This is a genomic window from Flavobacterium sp. DG2-3, from assembly GCF_030730925.1.
Lineage (GTDB): Bacteria > Bacteroidota > Bacteroidia > Flavobacteriales > Flavobacteriaceae > Flavobacterium.
In genome coordinates this window covers 181,240-202,487 of record NZ_JAVAMB010000010.1, presented here as the reverse complement: position 1 = coordinate 202,487, position 21,248 = coordinate 181,240, and the positions used below count along the sequence as shown (strand labels likewise).

Annotated in this window: 17 protein-coding genes; 15 read left to right on the top strand and 2 right to left on the bottom strand. The window is 34.9% G+C overall.

All coding sequences use genetic code 11. From position 1 onward, the window contains the following. Window positions 1-1,065: 1,065 nt before the first annotated feature. Window positions 1,066-2,070 (bottom strand): LLM class flavin-dependent oxidoreductase, encoded by a 1,005-nt coding sequence (locus Q9Q97_RS15555; protein WP_306158694.1) that lies wholly within the window; start codon window positions 2,068-2,070, stop codon window positions 1,066-1,068. A 176-nt stretch (window positions 2,071-2,246) separates the two neighbouring features. Between Q9Q97_RS15555 and Q9Q97_RS15550 the strand changes: the two genes are divergently transcribed. The 4 genes from Q9Q97_RS15550 to Q9Q97_RS15535 all read left to right on the top strand — a co-directional run bounded on the left by Q9Q97_RS15550 (window position 2,247) and on the right by Q9Q97_RS15535 (window position 7,508). Beyond that, window positions 2,247-2,762: a DUF2975 domain-containing protein gene (locus Q9Q97_RS15550; protein ID WP_306158692.1), complete on the top strand. Its 516-nt coding sequence runs from the start codon at window positions 2,247-2,249 to the stop codon at window positions 2,760-2,762. Between the two features lie 2 nt (window positions 2,763-2,764). After that, window positions 2,765-2,971 (top strand): helix-turn-helix transcriptional regulator, encoded by a 207-nt coding sequence (locus Q9Q97_RS15545; RefSeq protein WP_306158690.1) that lies wholly within the window; start codon window positions 2,765-2,767, stop codon window positions 2,969-2,971. A 111-nt stretch (window positions 2,972-3,082) separates the two neighbouring features. Then, a complete protein-coding gene (locus tag Q9Q97_RS15540) occupies window positions 3,083-3,964 on the top strand; it encodes an ABC transporter ATP-binding protein (protein ID WP_306158688.1) in 882 nt (293 codons plus the stop codon). 4 nt (window positions 3,965-3,968) lie between these two features. Then, complete coding sequence (locus tag Q9Q97_RS15535; RefSeq protein WP_306158686.1) at window positions 3,969-7,508, top strand: M1 family aminopeptidase; 3,540 nt, start codon at window positions 3,969-3,971, stop codon at window positions 7,506-7,508. 159 nt (window positions 7,509-7,667) lie between these two features. Here the strand turns inward: Q9Q97_RS15535 and Q9Q97_RS15530 are convergent, their stop codons facing one another. Beyond that, window positions 7,668-8,882: a polysaccharide deacetylase family protein gene (locus Q9Q97_RS15530; RefSeq protein ID WP_306158684.1), complete on the bottom strand. Its 1,215-nt coding sequence runs from the start codon at window positions 8,880-8,882 to the stop codon at window positions 7,668-7,670. Window positions 8,883-9,051: 169 nt separating this feature from the next. Here Q9Q97_RS15530 and Q9Q97_RS15525 point away from each other — a divergent pair, with 169 nt between their 5' ends. From Q9Q97_RS15525 to Q9Q97_RS15475, 11 genes are all read left to right on the top strand, one after another. Then, complete coding sequence (locus Q9Q97_RS15525; protein ID WP_306158682.1) at window positions 9,052-10,395, top strand: sigma-54 dependent transcriptional regulator; 1,344 nt, start codon at window positions 9,052-9,054, stop codon at window positions 10,393-10,395. 347 nt (window positions 10,396-10,742) lie between these two features. Continuing rightward, window positions 10,743-11,024 carry a hypothetical protein gene (locus Q9Q97_RS15520; protein WP_209576525.1) on the top strand — a complete coding sequence of 94 codons (282 nt, stop codon included), beginning with the start codon at window positions 10,743-10,745 and terminating at the stop codon, window positions 11,022-11,024. Between the two features lie 123 nt (window positions 11,025-11,147). Beyond that, on the top strand, window positions 11,148-11,225 hold the full coding sequence (kdpF, locus tag Q9Q97_RS15515; protein ID WP_201999725.1) for a K(+)-transporting ATPase subunit F: 78 nt from the start codon (window positions 11,148-11,150) through the stop codon (window positions 11,223-11,225). Window positions 11,226-11,325: 100 nt separating this feature from the next. After that, window positions 11,326-13,044, top strand: coding sequence for a potassium-transporting ATPase subunit KdpA (gene kdpA, locus Q9Q97_RS15510; protein ID WP_306158679.1), 1,719 nt, complete (start codon window positions 11,326-11,328; stop codon window positions 13,042-13,044). Between the two features lie 291 nt (window positions 13,045-13,335). Continuing rightward, window positions 13,336-15,381 carry a potassium-transporting ATPase subunit KdpB gene (kdpB, locus tag Q9Q97_RS15505; RefSeq protein ID WP_306158678.1) on the top strand — a complete coding sequence of 682 codons (2,046 nt, stop codon included), beginning with the start codon at window positions 13,336-13,338 and terminating at the stop codon, window positions 15,379-15,381. A 94-nt stretch (window positions 15,382-15,475) separates the two neighbouring features. Further along, the gene (locus Q9Q97_RS15500) at window positions 15,476-16,027 is read left to right on the top strand and encodes a K(+)-transporting ATPase subunit C (RefSeq protein WP_306158676.1); all 552 of its coding nucleotides are present in this window, start codon (window positions 15,476-15,478) and stop codon (window positions 16,025-16,027) included. Between the two features lie 463 nt (window positions 16,028-16,490). After that, window positions 16,491-17,567 (top strand): porin, encoded by a 1,077-nt coding sequence (locus Q9Q97_RS15495; RefSeq protein WP_306158674.1) that lies wholly within the window; start codon window positions 16,491-16,493, stop codon window positions 17,565-17,567. Between the two features lie 159 nt (window positions 17,568-17,726). Beyond that, window positions 17,727-18,854 (top strand): sensor protein KdpD, encoded by a 1,128-nt coding sequence (locus Q9Q97_RS15490; RefSeq protein ID WP_306158672.1) that lies wholly within the window; start codon window positions 17,727-17,729, stop codon window positions 18,852-18,854. Between the two features lie 125 nt (window positions 18,855-18,979). Then, window positions 18,980-20,698: an ATP-binding protein gene (locus tag Q9Q97_RS15485; RefSeq protein ID WP_306158670.1), complete on the top strand. Its 1,719-nt coding sequence runs from the start codon at window positions 18,980-18,982 to the stop codon at window positions 20,696-20,698. Window positions 20,699-20,756: 58 nt separating this feature from the next. After that, window positions 20,757-20,993: a hypothetical protein gene (locus Q9Q97_RS15480; RefSeq protein WP_306158668.1), complete on the top strand. Its 237-nt coding sequence runs from the start codon at window positions 20,757-20,759 to the stop codon at window positions 20,991-20,993. Further along, the gene (locus Q9Q97_RS15475) at window positions 20,975-21,199 is read left to right on the top strand and encodes a type II toxin-antitoxin system RelE/ParE family toxin (RefSeq protein ID WP_306158666.1); all 225 of its coding nucleotides are present in this window, start codon (window positions 20,975-20,977) and stop codon (window positions 21,197-21,199) included. Before Q9Q97_RS15480 ends, Q9Q97_RS15475 begins: the two co-directional genes overlap by 19 nt. Window positions 21,200-21,248: the final 49 nt, after the last annotated feature.

Genomic DNA, 21,248 nt, shown 5'->3' with positions numbered 1-21,248 from the left:
TTGCATGTGTTAAGCCTGCCGCTAGCGTTCATCCTGAGCCAGGATCAAACTCTTCATCGTATATTTTAATATTATATAATCGACGCTTTCTATCGGTTCTTTTTCGAATCTTCCGACTCTACTGCTCTTATTCTTTTTGTCCTCATCTTTCGATTCGGACGGCTGTCAATTCAATATGTCTACGAACGTGTCTTCTTTTTAATTTCGCTTGTTTCTCAAAGCGGGTGCAAAACTAAAACTTCTTTTTGTTTCCTGCAAGAAAAATTTAAAGTTTTTTTTGGGGATTTTTTCATCCCATTTCCTTAATTTTTCTTCCAATCCTTCAAAGGGCCTTCCGTGTTTTGCGGGGTGCAAATGTAAAAAGCATTTTCAAATCCTGCAAGCTTTTCCGAATCTTTTTTTTCTTCTTTTTTAAAGAAGAATGATTCCCTTGGCCTGCCAGTATTTCGATGAGCGCTTTTCGCTGTTGCGGGTGCAAAAGTAGCCCCTTTTTCCAGTTATACAAGCTTTTTCGGCAGGTTTTTTTGCCTTTTTTTCAATCTTTTTCTTAACGTGCTGGTAACCTTGTCTTTAATTTTCAAAGTTTTTCAATTCCCTGTGGGGTTTTTCTTCGATTTATTAAAATTTAAGCAATTTCGGCTTCCTTTCTTTCATTATTTATATGGAATTTTCAGTGTTCAGGCTCTTTTGTTAGCCTAAATGAGCATAAATCTTCTTCTGGAAACGGCTCCCCTAGCCCTGATTGGAGCGGCATCCTTTTGCTTTTTCCTTTAAAAAGCAAAAGATACAGCGTAAAGCAGGTATCAGCTCCTCATTATTATTCAAATTCCAAAATCCTTAAATTGCTTCGCCTGTCCGCTATCGCTCGAATCCAAATTCCAAACCAACTAACCAATATAATGTTTCCAGATTGAAAATACTGCCGCAAGACGCACTGCGGTGCGCCTCTACAGAAAATTGGAATCTATACATATATAATAAGCAAACCCGACAGGTTTTGGAAACCTGTCGGGTTGTGAATCTAAAAATCGTTCCTATATATAATAGCGCAAACTACCTTATATATTATTCATTTATCGCATCGATTACTTCTTTGGTAATTTCAATGCTTTTTAATTTTGCTTCATGATCGAAGATTGGACTTGTTACCATTAGCTCGTCGATTCTAGCGTAGTTGATAAACTTTTTGAGATCTGTAATTAATTGATCTTTGTTTCCTGTAAAGGTTCCGGCTGTCATTTGGTTTACGTGAAAACGTTCTGCTTCGTTCATAATATCATCTAATGACGGAACCGGGGGTTGCAATCCTTTGCGGTCGTTTCTTATTAAGTTTAAAAACATTTGATATAGACTTGTAGACAAAAGTTCTGCTTCTTCATTTGTGTCTGCCGCAATAATATTAAGACATGCCATTGTTTTGGGTTTATCTAGAAATTCAGAAGGCTGGAAATTTTCTCTGTAAAATTCAAATGCCTGAATCATTAGTTTTGGCGCAAAGTGTCCTGCAAAAGCATAAGGAAGTCCGTAAGCGGCTGCGAGAGCTGCGCTATCCATACTTGATCCTAAAATCCAGATAGGCACTTTTAAGCCTTCGGCTGGGAACGCGCGGACTTTTCCTGTGGCATTTTCAGATGAAAAGTATTCTTGAAGCTTGCTTACATTCTGTGGGAATCGCTGCGCCTGCTCGAAAAAGTCTTTTCTGATTGCTTCGGCAGTTGGCTGATCTGTTCCCGGCGCTCTTCCTAAACCTAAATCGATTCGGTTTGGATAAAGGGTTTCTAATGTTCCGAATTGTTCTGCCACAACTAATGGCGAATGATTCGGTAACATGATACCGCCAGAACCTACGCGAATGTTTTGTGTTTGACTAGCTATATAACCAATTAATACGACTGTTGCCGTACTGGCAACGTGCGCCATATTGTGGTGTTCTGCGAGCCACATTCTTTTGTATCCGATTTTGTCGGCTAATTGGGCAATATCTTTTGCTTTTTGAAATGTTTCTGTTGCGTTGCTATCTTGGGTGATAATCGCAAGCTCTAATATTGAGACTGAAATTGGGTTTTTCATATATAAATAAGGCTAAAATGCAAAATTAAGTCATTTATGCCAATGCCTTTTTATTTCTAGTGTTAATTGAACTATAATATTATAACCTAAAACTATAATGGCCAAATTTTGATAATTAATTATTGTTTTACGATAATTAATTATACATTTGCAATATCAATTTAACTTTGTGATATATGAAAACAACTCATATCGTTTCCAGAATATTATTTTATCTGACCCGATTTTTAGCTGCGGTTTATTTTTTTCTAGCAGCTTATTCTGTTTTTACTTTACTAACAGGATTGTTTTTAACTTTTAAAGATAACGGAAAGTATTTTCAGGTTTGTTACCCTTTTACAGAACGCCCTTTAATGCTGGGCGATTATAACCTACCTTATATATTGTTTGATTTTCTGGCTCCGTTGAGTCTTTACGGACTTTTCTTTTTGTTGAGCAGTAATGTTTTCAAAGTATTTTTTCAGCCAAAATTATTTACTCCAAACGGGGTTTCGCATTTGAGGCATTTTTATTTAGCGAATTTATTAATTCCGAGTATTGTGATTTTTATTGCATTCTTTTTTGTTCCGCTGGATAATGAAGTCTGGATGTTTATCATATTACACGGAATGCTGGGCGCTTTTGCTTATTTTCTCGCCGCTATTTTTAGACAAGGTTTAAACCTTCAAAACGAACAAGACTTATTTATATAACTATGCCAATAATTGTAAATGTTGATGTAATGCTTGCCAAACGCAAGATGCAGAGTAAAGAGTTGGCAGAAAAACTAGATATAACGCCTGCTAATTTATCGATTCTAAAAACCGGAAAGGCAAAGGGAATTCGTTTTGACACACTCGAAGCGATCTGCAGAATTCTCGACTGTCAGCCCGGAGATATTTTAGAATACGTAAACGAGTAAACTCTATTTTCATTCTGACTTTAAAAAAATCGGTTTTTATGACCGACAGGATTTCTATTGCCTAAATTTTTCAAATCATCATTTCTATAATCATCAAAAATCAATCAAAAAATGAACAGTTTATCCATCAAAAATCTCAGCAAAACGTATGAGAACGGCACAAAGGCGATTAATAATTTATCGCTTGAAATTACAAATGGGATGTTTGGCTTACTTGGGCCGAACGGCGCCGGAAAATCGACTTTAATGCGCACCATTGCTGCATTGCAGGAACCAAGTTCGGGAATTATCGAATTTAACGGAATCAATATTCTGGAAAATCCAATGTTTATCAGAGAAAATCTGGGTTATCTTCCACAGGAGTTTGGCGTTTATCCCAAAATATCAGCTTATCGGTTATTGGATCATTTGGCGATTTTGAAGGGAATTGTCAACAAAAAAGAAAGACACGACCAGATTTTGTATTTATTACAGCAAACCAATTTATTGCAGCATAAAGACAAGGCGGTTCATTCTTTTTCGGGCGGCATGCGTCAGCGTTTTGGAATTGCACAGGCTTTATTAGGAAATCCGAAGATTATTATTGTCGATGAACCAACTGCCGGATTGGATCCTGAAGAACGAAACCGTTTCAACAATCTTTTGAGTGAAATCGGCGAAAGCATTATCGTAATCCTTTCGACACATATTGTAGAAGACGTTCGCGACTTATGCACTAAAATGGCTGTTATTGCCAATGGAAAACTGATTTTGGAAGGAAATCCAAACGAAACGGTTAATTCTCTGAAAGATAAAATCTGGATGAAAGCGATTCAGAAAACGGAATTGGAATCACATAAAGAACATTTCAATATTATTTCCTCCCATTTAAATTCGGGAAAACTCAATATTCATGTCTATTCAGAACAACGACCTGATTCTGGATTTGAATTAGTTTCACCAGACTTAAACGATGTTTACTTCAATGTTTTATCTCAAAACCTAAAAAAATAGTCCTATGCTTTCTAAATTAATTCAATTTGAATGGCATAACAATTCTAGAAACTGGACTTTTTATGCTTCGTATCTTATATATATAGTATTGGGCTTTATGACAAGCGCTTTTGCGAATTTCTCTTTTTCGGGCGCGTACAAAAACGGACCTTTTGTTTTGACGTACGCGATTGGTCTGATTTCGCTGACGGTTATTTTTTCGATTACCATTCAAACCGCTCAGAATTTCTTAAAAGAATATGAAACTAAATTTGATGCTATTCTTTTCGCTGCTCCCATTTCAAAATTCAATTATTTGTTCAGTCGATTTATAACCGCATTTTTAATTGCTACAACTTCTTTCGGAATGTTTGTTATCGGAATGATGATTGGACATTTAATGCCTTGGATTCAGGGAAGCGATATTGGACCTTTTGAAATCATGAATTATCTCTGGCCTTATTTCGTAATAGTGATTCCGAATATTTTATTGTGTCTTTCGATTGTTACGGCGCTGGCGTGGATTACCAGAAGTAAACTTTTTATTTATGTTGGCGGATTATTGGTTTACATTTTATATATCGCGGGTTCGGTTTTTTCAAACTCTCCACTATTTGCAAATGCATCTCCGTCTTCCGCGAAAGCGATGTCTCTGGCCGCGAAAATTGATCCGTTTGGATTGGCTGCATTTTTAGAACAAACCCGATATTGGACTTCTGTTGCGAAAAATACTCAGTTACTTTCGCTTTCGGGAAACTTTTTGTTCAATCGAATTTTATGGATTTCCATTTCTTTGATTTTACTTTTTGTTTCGTATAAATTGTTTTCTTTTCGAAAAACGAAAACTAAAAAGATAAAATCAATCAAAACAATTAAAAAAGAAACCAGCGTGTTTTCTGCTGCAATTCCAAAACAAATCGAAATTAAAACTTTCAGACATAATTGGCTTGTTTTTAAAAGCAATTTGAAAATGGATATTTATTTAATTCTGAAAGGAATTCCGTTTTTACTGATTGTACTTTTATTTTCAGGATTATTGCTAATTGAGATTTCGGACGAAATTGACGGCGGAACACGATTGGCAGAAAACATTACCAATACGGCGTTGATGATTTCTACAATTATGGATCGTTTACCTTTTATTCTGATTCTGATTGTTCTTTTTTATTCGAATGAATTAGTAAACCGTAGCGAAAGTTCTAAGTTTGAAATGCTCGAAAATACCGCGCCTTATTCTCCATTTTCGGTTTTGCTTTCAAAATTGACGTCATTATTTATAATTCCGATGCTGCTTATTGCCATTAATATTTTGATTGGAATTGGTTTTCAATTAATGAATGCCAATGCCCCAATCGAAATTGGTCTTTATCTTTCACTCTTTTATTATATCGGATTTCCGTTATTTCTTATTTCGATTCTCATAATTGCGATTCAGACTTTCATTAAAAACAAATATTTAGGATTGGCGGTTTCGGCTTTTATCGTTCTTTTGTTCTGCACGGGAATTGGCGAACAATTAGGAATTGAACATCCGTTATTGGGATTTGGAGATTCTTTTAAAAGAGAATATTTTGATCTGAATGGTTACGGCAATTATACTTTTCCTTTTCATATTTCGATGTTGTACAATTTTGGATTGGCTTTAATGCTGCTGACAGTGACTGGAATTTTATGGAAACGAAATGCTTCTATTCTAAAAACCATTCAAAGAAATTCATTTCACAACATTCAAAAAACAATTTTTGCTTTCGGTTTTATTCTTTTTATCGGTTTTGGGAGTTTTCTTTTTTATAAAACCAATATCGAATATCCGTATTTGACCAAAGACGATCAGAACAATTGGAGCGAACAATACGAAAAGCAATTTAAAAAATATGAAAATCTTACGCAGCCCACAATTATTGCTGTAAAAAGCAATGTTGATTTGTTTCCAGATGAAAATCGTTATGAAGTAAAAGGGACTTATGAATTGATCAATAATTCTGAAAAACCAATTGATAGTTTACTCCTATATATAGATCGAAATTCGAAACTGACTTCTGTTGAAATTAAAAATGCCAAAAAACTGGACGATGTTTCTAAATTTCTGCATTATTGGTATAGATTGGAAAAGCCTTTGCAACGGCATCAGAAAATGAAAATGAATTTTGCTTTTGCGTCGATATGGTCGCCATTTAAAGGACATACCGCTTTTAATTCGATTATCGAAAATGGATCTTTTATGCGAATAAGCCGTTATTTTCCAGCTTTTGGTTATCAGGATTCTAATGAAATCAGCAGTGAAAAAGAACGCGCTAAAAGACATTTGCCAAATCAGACTCCATTAAAAAAACTGGAAGAGAAATCTAAAACCATAAATGATTTTATAGTTTACGAAACTATAGTTTCAACTTCAAAAAATCAAACCGCAATTGGAATTGGCGATTTGATTGGAAAATGGCGAAAAGACAATCGCAATTATTTTCATTATAGATCATATGGAAAAATTCCGTTTCGATTTGCTTTCGCTTCCGCGGAATATGAAATCAAAAAAACGAAATATAAAGGCATTTCCATTGAAGTTTATTTTGACAAAAGACATTCCAGAAACGTTGCAAAATTGATTCAGGATGTAAAAAACACATTGGATTATTGCCAAAATAATTTTGGAAAATATCCGTACAAAACCATTCGTTATGCCGAAGTCAGCGCTTTCGCGGATGGATTTGCAGCAACTTCTTATCCGTCAACAGTTTTCATGAAAGAGAATTTTGGTTTTTACAGTAATCTCGAAAAAAAGAATAAAGAAGATATTATCAATCAATTGACGGCTCACGAATTGTCACACGAATGGTGGGGAAATGCGCAGATTAGTCCAGAACAAAAAGAAGGAAGCTGGATTTTAACCGAAACTTTAGCGCAATACACAGAATTGATGCTTTATGAAAAAGAACATGGTTTAGAAAAAGCTTTAGAAACTTTAAAAATTCATCTGGATTTGTATTTGAGCAGCAGAAGTTACGAACCCGAAACGCCTTTATATAAAACGAATTACGAAACGCCACATTTGCCTTATGATAAAGGAATGTTGGTTATGCATCAATTACGAATTTTAATTGGGGAAGAAAAAGTAAATCTGGCTTTGAGAAATTTTCTGAATCACTATAAATATCCAAATCCAATTCCGGATTCTGAAGATTTATTGAAAGAAATTTATTTGGTAACTGATCCTAATCTTTATCCAAAACTGGATGAAATGTTTAAAAAGATTATTACCTATTCTTCTAAAATTTCAGCAGTTGAAAGCGTGAAAAAGAATAATTTTTATGAAGTTACTTTTAAAGCTGAATCTTTTAAATACAATGAAGATGCCAGAGGAAACCGAAAACAAATTGCAAACGATCCAACAATTGATATTGGAATTTATGATGAAAACGGAAAATTACTTCGCTATACTTTCCCAATAAAAAACAATCAAATTAACGGAAAAATTAAAATCAAAACCAAACCTCAACGTGTTGTTGTCGATCCGTATTTAATGAATATTGATACGTTTATAAAAGATAACGAAAAGGAAATTGATTAGGTTTTTTATTTAAACACATAGAGACATAGTTAAACTGAATCTATAAAGGCGTTTCACTTGCATCAATTCACATAGCTTTCTATGTGTTAGAAACTAGTTTCTTTTAGTCTCCTTTTATATAAAGAGAAAAAACTATGTTTCTATGTGTTTAAAATTATTTTAGTTTTTCAAATCAATCACAATTAATTTATGTTTTTTACTTCCGTCATTTTGAATAGTAAAATCTGGAGTTTTAGACTCTGTTTCAAATTTTGAGTCAGTATCAACGGAAAGCGAAATTGATTTGTTTCTGAAATTTTTCGGGATTTCAGGAAGCTGAATCGTTACATTTACTTCTTTATTGTTCTGAACGAAATCCACTTGAATTCGGTCTCTCAGCCAAATATATTCGTAGACTTCCTGCCACGGTGCCATCCAGATTGAGTCGTTTCCATTTGCTCCATATTTATTAGCAAGTTTTATCATATAATATTTAAAATCAGGAAAACGCGTACTGAGATTCCACAGGTTCGTATTTCCAGTTCCGTGTGTGAATTCGTTAAACCAAACCGGATCTTTTTGTTTTACAATAGAATCTATCTTTATTAAATAGTTGTCCATTGTTTTAAAACTTGTCGTGTCTTTTGAACTCTGCACAAAAGTTCTGGCCGAAATCAGTTTATCTAAATCAACTTTTTCATTGACTTTATAAACTGGTCCTTTTCCATAATATGAAGCCACAGAAAAATTACCATTTTGAAGCGCTTCTTTTTCATATTCTAAATAATACTTTTCATCGCCTTCTCCACCTGGAACCACAAAATGTGACATTGTGAAGTTCAGATTTTCTTTTATCGATTTTGTATTATCTGTCACTTCTGTCAAATAATTGGTGCCGTGTTTGGTCGCGTGATGAAAACTGTGATTGAGAATATCCCAACCTGCATTGTACATTTCACGAACTTCTTCCCATGAAAGATGTCCACGATTAGGCAAATTATTTAAAGATGCTCCGTTTATTGCCAAAGCCAATTTGAACGGAAGTTTATTCCCCAATCCGTCTGTATAAAAAAGTCCTTTTGATGTTGTTTCGTCTCCACCCTGATCTATTTTCCATCCATTTTTATTTGAAGCACTAATTTTCCCTCCATTTAATAATGGAAATGCTGTCAAATAAGCAGATCTGTAACCGTCGTCAAGCGTAAAACTGTAAGCGAAATGCTTGTTGTATTTTAAAGCAGATGGCTTAATAGCAATTTTTTCGCTTGATTTTAATTTTATTTTGAATGAAATGATTTTTGGCTTTGAAGAATCTTTTTCAATTATTCCGTTTGAATAACCATTGAAACTGCCAAAAATTATAGCAGTTAGTATAAGAAGAATTTGTTTTGGCATAAATTTTTAGTGGTTTATTTTTCGAACTAAAAGTACATTTCTTTTTCAAAAAAATATTTTAAAACTGATTATACTCTTAAAAATAATTTCGACCGAATTAAAAAAGCGAACTGGTTTTACCCCTAAATTTGTACATCAAATATCAAAATTTGATTTAGCTTATCTGCAAATGACACACAAAATTTTAATTATAGACGACGAAGAAAAACTGAGAAGTCTTCTGGTACGTATTGTAAAATCGGAAGGTTTTGAAGTTTTTGAAGCCAAAGATTTAAAATCGGGATTTAAAAAACTCGAGCAAACTGATATTGAAGTCGTCTTGTGTGACGTAAAACTGCCCGACGGAAACGGAGTTGATTTTGTTCAAAATATAAAAAGCAGTTTTCCTTTAACAGAAGTTATTCTGCTCACCGCTTTCGGAAATATTCCAGACGGTGTTCAGGCGATGAAAAATGGCGCTTTCGATTATATTGTAAAAGGTGATGATAACGATAAAATTATTCCGCTTCTATACAAAGCCGTAGAAAAAGTACAATTACAGAAAAAAGTGCAGCAACTTGAAAAGCGCATCAACGATAAATATTCTTTCAATACCATTATTGGTAAATCTAAAGGAATTGAACAAGTCATTGATCTGGCTCAAAAAGTGGCTAAAACCGATTCGACCGTTTTATTAACAGGAGAAACCGGAACCGGAAAAGAGGTTTTTGCACAGGCAATTCATGAAAATAGTAATCGCGTTGGAAAATCTTTTGTGGCGCTTAATTGCAGTACTTTTAGCAAGGAAATTCTCGAAAGCGAACTTTTTGGCCATAAGCAAGGCGCTTTTACGGGAGCTTTAAAAGATAAAAAGGGCTTTATCGAAGAAGCAAATGGTGGGACTTTGTTCTTAGATGAAATTGGTGAAATGCCAATTGATCTTCAGGCAAAATTATTGCGTGTTCTGGAAACGAGCGAATATATTCCCGTTGGAGACACGACTTCAAAAAAATCAAATTTCAGATTGATCGCGGCGACAAACCGTGATTTAAAAGAAGAAAGTGAGGCACATCGTTTCCGTTCTGACTTGTATTTTCGTTTGAATATTTTCGAAATCAAACTTCCTTCGCTTAAAGAAAGAGTGAAAGATATTCCTCTTTTGGTTAATTTTTTTGTGAAACAGTTTTCTGAAAAGACTAATAAAAAGATGTTATCGGTTTCTGATGATTTTATTCAGAAATTAGAAAATTACTCTTGGCCGGGAAATATCCGCGAACTCAAAAATATTATCGAAAGATCGGTTATTTTGAGTAACGGCGATATTTTGACTTCTGATGTTCTTCCGTATGAAATGCAGCAACAAAGTGAAAAATCTTCTAAAAGTATGTCGGCTTTTTCTATGCAGAGTGTTGAAAAACTGCATATTCAAAAGGTTTTGAATTATACGAAAGGGAATAAGGCGGAAACGGCTAGATTGTTGGAAATTGGGATTGCGACTTTGTATAGGAAAATTGAAGAATATGGAATTCAATAGAAAAATTCCAATTTTTAAAATCCCAAATTCCAACACTTAATTTTTCTAACACATAGAAACATAGTTTTTTTTTAATTTAAAAGAATATAAAAGAAACTAGTTTCTACACATAGCTATGTGAATTGGAAATAAGTGAAACGCCTTATCTACACAAAGAAAGACTATGATTCTATGTGTTGAAAAAATCATATCATTTCAATAAAAGCTTATCATTTTGATAGGCTTTTTTTATGCCCAAATTTTGGCACAAAACAATAACCCCTTATTTTACAACACCTTAACTGCATCTCACGATTTTCGGAATATAATTTGGCATAAGGCGGGAAAGAACATTAAAATCCTTTCTCATGAAAAATCAAGTTAATACCATCTACAAACAAGCTGAACGGTTTGCTGAGATTACCAAAAAATCGATTATTTCTGGTAATATCGTTCGGGCTAAAAAATGTTTAGCTCTTGCTGAACGGTTATTTATTAGCGGAAGCTTAGAAACTAAAAATGCTATTTCTAACGTGTATGTTTTCTCTGTTTCTTCTTTTATGGAAATGCGCCATTGCAATATTTCACACCTTTTTCCACAGACTCTAAAAGCAGAGTACATTAAACAAGTTAATGCTTCAGGAGTTTAAAAATCTAAAATCTACACTCTTAAATCTAAAATTATAATGAACACTTTTCTTTTACTTGGACTTGCAGTTATACTGTTTGTCATTTGTTTCCTTTCTGTCGAATTCTTTGAAAAAATCTAAATCATGACTGCACTATTTATTGTTTCAATTGCTGTTTTCTTGTATTTGATTTATGTATTAATCAAACCTGAAAAATTTTAATCAACGTGAAATGTCAAAAGTGAAATGTTAGATGTATCTCATTTTTTCAAATACCATCTCACTTTTTACAGCTTCACTTCTCACAAATAATAAAAAAATTATGAATACAGAGTTACTAGGTGTCATTGGAATTTTTATCCTGACTATTGTTTTGGCAATTCCTTTCGGAAAATATATTGCTAAAGTTTTAAAAGGAGATAAAACACTTCTTGACCCGATTTTCAATCCGCTTGAAAAATTTATTTTTAAAATCAGCGGAATCAATCCGGCTGAAGAAATGAACTGGAAACAGCATCTTAAAGCACTTCTAAGCATCAATATGGTTTGGTTCTTTCTTTGTTTTTTTGTTCTAATGTTTCAAGGTTCGTTATTCTTAAATCCAGATAATAACCCTAATATGTCGCCCGATTTGGCATTTAATACCGCCATTTCATTTGTTGTAAACTGTAACTTACAGCATTATTCTGGCGAAAGCGGGGTTTCGTACCTATCGCAAATGGTATTGATGTTTTTACAATTTGTTTCGGCTGGAGTCGGAATCGCAGCAGCCGCAATGGTTTTTACCGCTATGTGCGAAAGAACTACAGACAAATTGGGGAATTTTTACAACTATTTCGTAAAAAGCTGTACACGTATATTATTACCGCTTTCTGCAATTGTAGCTATTGCTTTAGTTTTCAGCGGAACTCCAATGACTTTTGAAGGAAAAGATGCGATTACCACTTTGCAAGGTGACCAAGTTGAAGTTTCCCGCGGACCTGCTGCTGCGTTTATCGCTATCAAACATATTGGTACCAACGGTGGTGGATTCTTCGGAGCTAACTCTGCACATCCTTTAGAAAACCCAACTTATTTTGCCAATGCTATTGAACTTTGGGCACAGATGATTGTTCCGTTTGCGATGATTTTTGCGCTTGGTTTCTTCCTAAATAAACGAAAATTTGCTTATATCATTTTTGGTGTAATGACAATTGGATTTTTACTATTAGTAGTTCCAACCATTTCAAGTGAATTGAACGGAAATCCTGCCATAGAAAAAATGGGAATTGCGCAAGCAACTGGAGCAATGGAAGGAAAAGAAGTTCGTTTTGGTCCTGCAATTTCAGGATTTTGGAGTATTGCGACAACGGTAATTTCGACGGGATCTGTAAACAGTATGCATGATAGTTCGATGCCAATTTCTGGAGCTATGCAGTTATTAGCCATGATGGTAAATGCTTTCTACGGAGGATGCGGCGTCGGTTACCTGAACTTTTACATCTTTATTATTCTAGCGGTTTTTATTTCTGGATTAATGGTTGGTCGAACTCCTGAATTTTTAGGAAAGAAAATCGAAGCTCGGGAGGTTAAAATTGCTGCTTTTATTGCTATTCTTCATCCTTTATTGATTTTAGCTGGAACTGCTTTGGCTTCTTATTTCGCAGCTCACGATACTGCAATGGGTTATTGGTTTAGCGGAAATGCAACTGGCTGGCTGAACAATCCTGGAAATCACGGATTCTCTGAAATGTTATACGAATATACTTCGAGCGCTGCCAACAACGGTTCTGGTTTTGAAGGTTTAGGCGATAATAATCCGTTTTGGAATATCACTACGGGGATTGTTTTACTGCTAGCTCGTTTCATTCCGATTATTGGGCCTTTGGCAATTGCAGGTTTATTAGCCAATAAAAAATACATTCCGGAAAGTGCAGGAACTTTAAAAACAGATACTTCAATTTTCGGAATTATGATTTTTGCTGTTATCGCGATTATTGCTGCACTTTCTTTCTTTCCTGCTTTAGCACTGGGGCCATTGGCTGAATATTTTACACTTTAATAATGCTGAAGATATTTTAAACACATAGAAACATAGGAATTCAATATCTAAAAAAAGGAATTAGAAAAAACTACTTTTCACACATAGTCCCGATAGCTATCGGGATGAATATATTCTCGAAATGTATTTCAAACATAGCCCACGGTTTCAACCGTGGGAACACAGATTGAGAAAATGCATTGCGTACCCACGGTTGAAACCGTGGGCTATGTTGAAGATTGAAATCTATGCCTCTATGTATTTAAAATCAACGCATAACATTTTTACAAATAACATTTTACACAAAGAAAAATGACAACTAATAAATCTACATCATTGTTTGAGAGCCAGCAGGTAAAAGAAGCTTTGTGGCAGTCTTTTGTGAAGCTGAATCCAAAAATGATGATTAAAAATCCGGTAATGTTTACCGTAGAAATCGGAACTGCAATTATGTTTGTGGTTTGCATTTCGATCTTAATGGGCGCCAATGATCAGGGAAGCTTTATTTACAACTTAATTGTATTCCTAATTTTATTGGCAACTCTTTTATTCGCCAATTTCGCCGAGGCAATTGCCGAAGCACGCGGAAAAGCACAAGCCGACAGTTTAAGAAAAACCCGTGAAGAAACGCCTGCAAAACTAGAAAACGGACAAACGATTTCTTCTTCACAATTAAAAAAAGGAGACATTTTTGTCTGCGTAGCTGGTGATGTTATTGCAACTGACGGTGAAATTATCGAAGGTTTGGCAACGATTGATGAAAGTGCTATTACTGGAGAAAGTGCTCCAGTGATTCGAGAAGCTGGCGGAGACAAATCGTCTGTAACGGGCGGTACAAAAGTCTTGTCTGATAGAATTAAAGTACAGGTAACTTCTGAACCTGGCGAAAGTTTCTTGGATAAAATGATTGCTTTGGTTGAAGGTGCAAGCCGTCAGAAAACGCCAAACGAAATTGCATTGACCATTCTTTTGGCAGCATTTACTTTAATCTTCGTAATTGTCTGCGTGACTTTAAAACCTTTTGCCGACTATGCAAACGCTCCTATTACTATTGCTGCTTTTATTGCTTTATTTGTTTGTTTAATTCCGACCACAATTGGTGGTTTGCTTTCTGCGATCGGGATTGCGGGAATGGACAGAGCTTTGCGTGCCAACGTAATTACCAAATCAGGAAAAGCGGTTGAAACTGCTGGTGATATTGACGTTTTGCTTTTGGATAAAACTGGAACAATCACAATCGGAAATAGAAAAGCAACTAATTTTTATCCAACCAAAGGAATTGCTTTTGATGACTTCGTGAAATCGGCTGTTTTGAGTTCGCTTGCCGATGATACTCCGGAAGGAAAAAGTATTTTGGAATTGAGTGAAATGTTAGAGGTGAAAAATGAAAGCAAACCAAGTGTTTTACAGAATACTTCTGAAATTTCACAAACCATAAAATTTACTGCAGAAACCAGAACTTCTGGAATCATTTTAAAAGACGGAACCAATATTCGAAAAGGTGCACAGGATGCAGCGAAAAAAATCGCAGAACAAGTGGGAAATGCTTTCCCTGAAGATACAGCGCAACAAGTAATTACGATTTCGTCTAACGGAGGAACTCCTTTGGTTGTCCTAAAAAACAATCAAGTTCAAGGGGTTATTGAATTGCAAGATATTATCAAAACGGGAATGAAAGAACGTTTTGAACGCTTACGCCGAATGGGAATTAAAACGGTTATGGTTACAGGAGATAATCCGTTAACAGCGAAATTTATTGCCGAAAAAGCCGGAGTTGATGATTTTATTGCTGAAGCGAAACCTGAGGATAAAATGAATTACATCCGAAAAGAACAGGAAGAAGGCCGTCTGGTCGCTATGATGGGTGACGGTACAAACGACGCTCCTGCCCTTGCCCAAGCTAATGTAGGCGTTGCCATGAACAGCGGAACGCAGGCTGCAAAAGAAGCTGGAAATATGGTGGATTTGGATAATGATCCAACCAAATTAATCGAGATTGTGGAAATCGGAAAACAGCTTTTAATGACTCGAGGTACTTTAACTACTTTTTCTATTGCGAATGACGTAGCTAAATATTTTGCGATTGTTCCAGCACTTTTTATCGCTGCAATTCCAGCTTTACAAGGTTTAAATATCATGCATTTACATAGTCCTGAAAGTGCAATTTTATCAGCTGTAATTTTTAATGCGATTATCATTCCGATTTTGATTCCGCTTGCGCTGAAAGGTGTTGAATATCGACCAATTGGAGCAAGTGCGATCTTAAAACGTAATCTTTTGATTTATGGCCTAGGAGGATTAATTGTTCCTTTTATCGGAATTAAGTTAATTGATATAGTTGTCGCTCTCTTTATGTAAATAAAAGTTACTAAGGCGCTAAGCCGCTAAGATTCTAAGTTTTTTTCTTAGCATCTTAGAACCTTAGTTCCTTAGAACCTTAAAAATAAAAAAAATGAAAAATATATTTTCTATACTAAAACTTACCGCAGTGACTTTAGTTCTGTTTGCGGTTATATATCCTTTATCTATTTATGGAATTGCACAAATTGCTCCAAATCAAGGAAAAGGTGAAACACTTTCTGTTAACGGAAAAGTGGTTGGTTATCAAAAAATCGGACAGAAGTTTGATAAGTCTAATTATTTCTGGGGAAGACCTTCGGCTGTTGATTATAACGCTGCCGGAAGTGCCGGAAGCAACAAAGGTCCGAGTAATGCTGAATATTTGGCTTTGGTTCAAAAACGAATTGATACTTTATTATTGGTTCATCCGTATTTGAAAAAAGCTGAGATTCCGTCAGATATGGTTACAGCTTCGGGGAGTGGTTTGGATCCTAATATTTCTCCGCAAGGCGCTTTGATTCAGGTGAAACGTGTTGCTAAAGAACGAAAACTGGATGAAAGTAAAGTAAAAGCTTTGGTTGAATCTAAAATCAATACGGCTGTTGTTGGACCTGAAACTGTGAATGTTTTGGAGTTGAACATTGCTCTTGATCAGCTTCGCTGATTAAAGGTTCTAAGTTACTGAGATACTATCCCGATAGTTATCGGGACTGAGGTCTCTCCTGCAAGGTTTTCAAAACCTTGTAGGTGTAACTTTCACACAACGTTTGTCATTGCGAGGAACGAAGCAATCTCACTAACAATGAAAAATAACGTTGAACCTGTAAATGTGGTTGCTTCGTTCCTCGCAATGACATATCTAAATGTTGAACTAAATAAATTTAAAAAATTAATACCTACAAGGTTTTGAAAACCTTGCAGGAAGAAAAACGCCTTTTTACCCCAAATCTCCTAGCCCCGATAGTAGTGGAAATCCTTTTTCTGGCTTCTTTAGCCAGGAAAAGATTGAAACGGATAGCGGGATTAGCTCCTAAAAAAATCTACTAAATACTAATTTAATTAAGAGGACGAGATTAGCTAACGCTCAGTTCGCTGGCGCTCGAGTGCTTCGTTCCTCGCAATGACTTATGAAAAAAATAATACTTACTGCTTTAATCGCTTTTGGTTTTAGCAATTTACATGCACAAGAAGAATCTAAAAGTCCGTTTACGTTTTCGGGATATGTTGATGTTTATTATAGTTATGATTTTGGAAAACCTGAAGATCATACGCGGCCAAACTTTTTTTACAGTTATAATAAAAGCAATGAGGTAAACCTTAACCTTGGAATGGCAAAAGTGAATTATTCGAAGGAAAACATTCGGGGAAATTTTGCTTTGATGGCGGGAACTTATGCACAATACAATATGTCGGCTGAGCAGGATTTACTACAAAACGTATATGAAGCAAATGTTGGTGTGAAGATTTCGAAAAACCATAATTTATGGATTGATGCGGGAATTATGCCTTCGCATATTGGTTTTGAAAGTGCGATTGGGAAAGATTGTCAAACGTTGACGAGAAGTATTTTGGCTGAGAATTCGCCTTATTATGAAGCGGGCGTAAAAATTGGCTACACATCTGAATCTGGAAAATGGTATTTGGCGGGAATGTATTTGAACGGCTGGCAGCGAATTGAAAAAGTAGAGGGAAATCAGACTCCGGCTTTTGGAACGCAGGTTACGTATAAACCTTCGGATAATGTGACTTTGAATTGGAGTGCTTACGTTGGAAATGAACAACCAGACGTTGACAAAAAATGGCGTTACTTTAATGATTTTTACGGTCAGTTTAAGTTAAATGAAAAAACAAATATTACAGCTGGTTTTGATATTGGTTCGCAACAATCGGCTAAAAACAGCAACAAATATGATACTTGGTTTTCGCCAATTTTAGTTTTACAATACAAACCGACAGATAAGATTCAGCTTGCAGCACGCGGCGAATATTACAGTGACGAAAAAGGGGTAATTATCACAACAGAAACTCCAAACGGTTTTAAAACTTACGGATTTTCGGCTAACTTTGATTACTTAGTTACTGATAATGTTATGTTTAGAATTGAAGCTAGGAATTTGTCAAGCAAGGATGAAATTTTTACAAAAAACAATTTACCAACAGATACGAATACGTTTGTAACGACTTCTTTGGCGATTTCATTTTAACATAAAAGTTTTTTACCATTAAGATATTAAGTAAATTAAGATTTATAGGGTGAAAGAAAATTAAGCTTAATGTCCTTAAGCCAAAGAAAGCTTAATTTACTTAATTTCTTAATGGTGAATATAAAAACTTAGTGTCTTAGTGCCTTTGTGGCAAAACTTATGAAACAGGAAAAAGAAAATAATGCACAGCACTTTCTCGATTTGATTCAGAAATCACGGAAAGGAAAGTTTAAAATCTACATTGGGATGAGTGCTGGTGTGGGCAAGACTTTCCGTATGTTGCAGGAAGCGCATTCGTTGTTACGAAACGGAATCGATGTGAAAATTGGTTACATCGAAACACACAATCGGAAAGAAACACATGAATTATTAACTGGTTTGCCTCTTATTCCGAGGCGAACCATTTTTTATAAAGGGAAAGAACTCGAAGAACTCGATGTCCAAGCGATTATCAATCTACGTCCCGAAGTCGTAATTGTTGACGAATTGGCGCATACGAATGTTGAAGGAAGCAAAAACGAAAAACGCTGGCAGGATGTTCTGGAGATTCTCGAAGCAGGAATTAATGTGATTTCGGCGGTAAATATCCAGCATATTGAGAGTTTAAATGAAGATGTAAAACGCATTACGGGAATCGATGTTCAGGAAAGAATTCCGGACAATGTTTTGCGAATTGCAGATGAAGTCGTGAATATCGATTTGACTTCGGAAGATTTGATTGCGCGTTTGAAAGAAGGGAAAATCTATACGCCAGATAAAATTCAGACGGCTTTGGCAAACTTTTTTAAATCGGAACAAATTCTGCAATTGCGAGAATTGGCTTTAAAAGAAGTGGCAAGTCAAGTGGTTCGAAAGGTTGAAAATGAGGTTCCTAATCTGCATGCTTTGCGTCACGAAAAACTGTTGGCGTGTATAAGCAGTAATGATAAAACCGCTAAAATTGTGATTCGGAAAGCGGCGCGTCTGGCTAGTTATTACAACGGAATCTGGTATGTTTTGTATGTTGAAACGCCGCAAGAAAGCACGACGAGAATTGCGCTTGATAAACAACGCCATTTAATTAATAACTTTAAACTCGCTGTTCAATTGGGTGCCGAAGTTATAAAAGTGGAAAACGAAAATATTGCCAATGCAATTTTAAAAACGGTAGAAGAAAAACAAATTACAACTGTCTGCATCGGAAAACCGCATTTGAATTTATTTAAAGTAATTTTGTCTACAACAATTTTCAGACGTCTGTTAAACAAACTGTCTTTATCAAACGTCGATCTTGTTATTTTATCTTAAAGGGTAAACCATATAAGTCATATAAGAAAATGTAAGCGGATTGTGTTTTAAAGTTTAAAAAGCTTATCCGTACAGTTTTTTAAATGAACTTATATTACTTATATGGTTCAAAAAAATATGTTTCTATGAGAATTAAAACCAAATTGAATCTGGGTGTCGGATTGTTATTTTTGATGATCATCATCCTTTCGCTGGTGAGCGCTTATTCTGTTTTTTTGATTAAACAGGATACAGAAAATATTCTGAAATCGAATTACAATACGCTAGAATATTCGCGAAATATGATTTTTGCTTTGGATGGAATGAAATCAGATTCTAAAAAAACGATTCAGAATTTTGAAGAAAATCTCGAAAAGCAAACTCGCAATATTACAGAACCAGGTGAAAAACAGGCAACTGAAAAACTTATGGCTAGTTTTGCTCTTTTGGAAAAAAATAATGCTGATGAAAACCTAAAAGCACAGATTCGTCAGGACATTTTTGCGATCATGAAACTGAATCTGGACGCCATAAAACAGAAAAGTGACATTGCGAAACAATCGGCAGAAACAGCTAATTTATCGATTGCAATTGTGGGGACTTTGTGCTTTTTGATTGCTTTTAATCTATTGGTAAATCTGCCTAATAATATTGCTAATCCAATTAAGGAACTGACTTTTAGTATTAAAGAAATTGCTAATAAAAATTATTCAGAGCGTGTGCATTTTACAAGCCACAGCGAATTTGGAGATCTTGCCAAATCGTTTAATACCATGGCACAGAAACTTGAAGAATATCATGACAGCAATGTTTATAAACTTCTGTTTGAGAAAAAACGTCTGGAAACGCTTATCAATAATATGAATGATCCGATTATTGGTCTGGATCATGAGGGAATTGTTTTGTTTGCGAATGATGAAGCGTTGAAAATTATTGGTTTAAAATCGGAAGATGCGATTGGAAAACGGGCTTCGGAATTAGCGACGACGAATGATTTAATCCGTTCTTTAATTTTAAAAGAGACCGAAGAAAATTCAAAGAAACAGCCTTTGAAAATTTTTGCGAATTCTAAAGAGAGTTATTTCGAAAAAGAAATCCTCAACATTACGATAACACCAACTGGCGAAGAAAAAGAAATCAATATTGGCGATGTGATTATTCTGCGAAATATTACTTTGTTTAAAGAACTTGATTTTGCTAAAACTAACTTTATTGCAACGGTTTCCCACGAATTAAAAACACCAATTGCTTCTATAAAATTGAGTTTGCAATTGCTTGAAAACACAAAAACTGGCGAAATGAACGACGACCAGAAACAACTGGTAGAAAGTATAAAGGACGACAGTCAGCGTTTGCTGAAAATTACAGGCGAATTACTCAATTTATCACAATTAGAAACGGGAAATATTCAGCTGAATATTGAAAAAAGCAATCCGTCCAAAATTGCCGATTATGCAGTTGAAGCGGTAAAAGTTCAAGCAGATCAAAAGCAGATTCAATTAATTATTGATGCCGATGAAAATCTAAAAGATGTTAAGGCGGACAGCGAAAAAACAGGCTGGGTTTTGATTAATTATTTATCAAATGCAATTCGGTATTCATCAGAAAAAAGTACGATTCTCATTAAATTAAAAGAAGAAAATAATCAGATTGTTTTTCAGGTTATCGACACCGGAAAAGGAATTGAACCAAGATATAAAGACAAGGTTTTTGATAAATATTTTCAAATTCCGGGAAGTCCAAAAACCGGAACGGGATTAGGTTTAGCGATTAGCAAAGAATTTATCGAAGCGCAGAATGGAACGGTTGGTGTTGAAAGTAATTTGGGATTGGGAAGTACGTTTTGGTTTGCGTTGAAAGTATGAATTATTTAACATGTTTTTAAAAATAAATCTTTAATTTTGAGTATCAAAAGGAACCGACATGGATATGACAGCGCAAATAAAAGAAAATCTGATTTCAAGAATTAGAGATTCAAAAGACATGAACTTTTTAAAAGCTCTTCAGACTATTTTTGATTCTTCTGAACAATCTTTATATGAATTAAATTCTGAACAGCAAACTTCTATTGAAACATCGCGAAATCAAATTAAAGAAGGAAAATTTCATAAAAATGAAGATGTAATTTCAGAAATGAGAGAATGGCTAAAAAAGAAATAATTTGGTCAGAACTTGCTAAGCTAGAATTTTCTAATGTTCTTGAATTTTATTATTACAGAAATGGTAATTCAGATTACAGCTTAAAACTTATTGAAGAAGTAGAAGATCTTCTTGAAACCCTTTCTCAAAGTGAATTTATAGGACGTCTTACTTCCAATAAAATTACTCGTGTTATTCCTATGAAAGTTTATTTGATTTTTCTATGAAATCAATAATGACCGAATAGAAATTGTTTCTTTTTGGGATAATAGACAA